The 2831-nt window shown below is 54.7% G+C and carries 4 protein-coding genes; all 4 read left to right on the top strand.

All coding sequences use genetic code 11. The features are described 5' to 3' along the window. The coding region (locus tag M0974_RS07525; RefSeq protein ID WP_297834792.1) for a transporter substrate-binding domain-containing protein at positions 1-471 on the top strand (471 nt) is incomplete at its 5' end. Positions 472-498: 27 nt separating this feature from the next. Further along, positions 499-1173: an amino acid ABC transporter permease gene (locus M0974_RS07520; RefSeq protein WP_297834788.1), complete on the top strand. Its 675-nt coding sequence runs from the start codon at positions 499-501 to the stop codon at positions 1171-1173. Next, on the top strand, positions 1173-1904 hold the full coding sequence (locus M0974_RS07515) for an amino acid ABC transporter permease (protein ID WP_297834786.1): 732 nt from the start codon (positions 1173-1175) through the stop codon (positions 1902-1904). Before M0974_RS07520 ends, M0974_RS07515 begins: the two co-directional genes overlap by 1 nt. Positions 1905-1925: 21 nt before the next feature. Continuing rightward, on the top strand, positions 1926-2663 hold the full coding sequence (locus tag M0974_RS07510; RefSeq protein ID WP_297834783.1) for an amino acid ABC transporter ATP-binding protein: 738 nt from the start codon (positions 1926-1928) through the stop codon (positions 2661-2663). Positions 2664-2831 lie beyond the last annotated feature (168 nt).

The following is a 2831-nucleotide window of genomic DNA, read 5'->3' as shown; positions in this document are numbered from 1 at the left end:
TACACGGTGCCGTTGCACACCGAATCCATGGGCGTGCTGACCACCGACAAGGTCAAGATCTCCAACTGGAAAGAACTCAACGACGCGAAGTACACCCTGGTACTTATCCGCGGCGTATGGACCACCGACTTCCTCAAGCAGAACCTGCCTAACGCCAAAATCCTCTACGTCGACACCATGGCCGACACCATCCGCTCGGTCGCTCAAGGCCGGGCTGATGCGTTGGTAGAGAACATCGAGTTCTACATGCCGTTCACCAAAAATTACCCGGACGTGCACTGGACGGTGATGCCTGAAGCGCTGAACACCGCCTATGACGGTATAGGCCTTGCACAGAACAATACGGCATTGCGCGATGTGCTCAATGTGGCCCTGTACAACCTGCACACCAGTGGCTTCGTCAATCAGACCTGGGAAACTTGGTTCAAGGCGCCAATGTTGGTCAAGGTCGTGCCGTCGCCCTATTTCTAACGGCCGGTTGGCGTAGGAGCAAGCAGCATGCATTACACCTTCCAGTTCGGAGAAATCCTCAAGCACTGGCCCGATTTACTGGCCGGTGCGGGCATTACCCTGATGATCGCCTTCCTGGCGTTCTGGATTGGCACGATGATCGGCTTGGCTGGCGCCTTGGCTCAACAGCACTCGGCGCCATGGGTAAAACGACTGGTGCGCAGCTATGTGGTGTTCTTCACCAATACGCCATCGCTTATCCAGATCTTTGTGCTGTTTTACGGGCTGCCCGACCTCGGAATCGTGCTTTCGCCCATGACCGCCGTACTCATCGGTTTGTCGTTGAATGCCGGTGCCTACCTCACCGACATCATGCGCAGCGGGCTGGTTTCGGTAAAGAAAGCTGAACTTGAAGCCGCCGCGACATTGAACATGAGTGCCTGGCAAAGTTTCCGTTACGTAACGTTGCCACACTTGGCCGAAACGATTTATCCGGTGCTGTCCAACTTCTTTATCTGGATCTTGCTCGGCAGTTCTATTGGCGGCCTGTTTGGGGTCAACGAGTTGACAGGCAAGGCCATCGATATCAGTTCCTCGTCCTTTCGCAGTATTGAAGCGTTCACCGTTACCGCAGGCATCTATGTGGTATTGACCTTTATCGCCAGTCTGTTTCTGTACGCCGTCTGTTACGGGTGCTTCCGCGTCCGAGCGAGGTTTATCTGATGCTTCCCTTGACCCAGCAAATCAGCAACATATTCAGTTCCTTCACGTTGATTTTCTTGCTACAGGCCGCGTGGAATACCTTGGCACTGGCCGCTGCGGGCTGTTCCATGGGCTTGTTGATGGGATTTGTCATCGCCTGTGTTCGCAGGACCCACAATCCGTACTTACTGCCGCTTCGGGCAATATTGATTGTGTTCGTCGAATTGATGCGGCGGATACCGTTTCTGGTCACGTTGTTTCTGACTATGTTCGTATTGCAGGGCGCGGGGTTTAACCTGTCGTTCTTTATCATTGGCTTGATCGCCGTGTGCCTGATCTCCACCGCTTACTTGGCGGAGATCTTCCGCGCAGGGTTCGAGTCAGTACCGCAGGCGCAGATCGAAGCAGCGCAAACCCTTAACTTCAGCCAGCGCCAATTGATTTTTCTAGTGATGCTGCCCCAAGCGTGGAAGGTGGTATTGCCGCCCGCCTTCAGCTTCATGGTGTCATTTATCAAAGACACCGCCCTCGCCTCGCAACTAGGCGTGGTGGAACTGACCTTCGCCGGCAAGATTCTGATCACCAGGGGGTACTCATCATTTCTGATCTACGCAGTGATCCTGATTATCTACTTCGCCATGTCCTACCCGCTCAGTCGCTTGGGCGCTCGCCTGGAAAAGCGTCTGGGTCAACATCTGATTCCCGAGGCCGCGCGGTTCGAGCCTGAACTTGCCACTCCACGTACCGTTTAAACCTGAGTTGAGGTGAGCATCATGCCGCATCTGGAAGTGAAGAATCTGTCCTGCTCCTACGGCCACTTGAAGGTACTCGACGGGGTGAATTTAAGCCTGGAAAAAGGCCAGGTGGTGAGCCTGATTGGTGGCTCCGGTTCGGGTAAAAGCACCCTGCTTCGAGTGATCATGGGCCTGACAAAGCCGGATAACGGCGGCATCGATATCGAGGCTCAAGCGGTTGACTACAACTCCCCAGGCAGCATCCGCAGCGCGCGGGAAAAAATCGCCATCGTCTTTCAACAATACAACTTGTTCCACAACATGAGCGTGCTGCAAAACGTCATGGTCACGCCCCTGAAGGTACAGAAACGCGAAGAACAGCAGGTTCGTCAGGAAGCGCTGGCATTGCTGGCGAAGGTGGGTTTGCAAACCAAATCCGAAGCCTATCCGGCACAACTTTCGGGCGGACAGCAGCAACGCGTGGCCATCAGCCGAGCCTTGGCGTTGCACCCGAAGATCCTCTTGCTCGACGAGGTCACCTCGGCCCTCGACCCTGAACTGGTGGGCGAAGTGCTGGACACCATTCGCACGCTTGCCAACGAAGGCATGACCATGCTGATCGTGTCCCACGAAATGAATTTTGTGCGTGAGGTGTCAGACGTGATCGCAATGATGGACGGCGGTCGGATCATCGAAATGGGATCACCGGATGAGATATTTAACACGCCCAAAAACACCCGAACTCAGGACTTTATGAAGAAGATCGCCTGGCATTGATGCCAGCGACAATTCTGGGGGATTCGAAATCCCTGGATCAGTAGGAACCAACTTGTTGGCGAGGCAGTGAATCCGGTCCACCGCGTCAAGCGCTCGCCAACAAGTAGACTCCTACAGAGGAGTTACGGCTTTGCTATCTCAGCCCGCGAGACGGCTGCTGACTCTTTG

The organism is Pseudomonas sp. (assembly GCF_026224925.1).
GTDB lineage: Bacteria > Pseudomonadota > Gammaproteobacteria > Pseudomonadales > Pseudomonadaceae > Aquipseudomonas.
The sequence above is the reverse complement of the archived record's forward strand: the minus strand, read 5'-3'. Positions and strand labels throughout refer to the sequence as shown.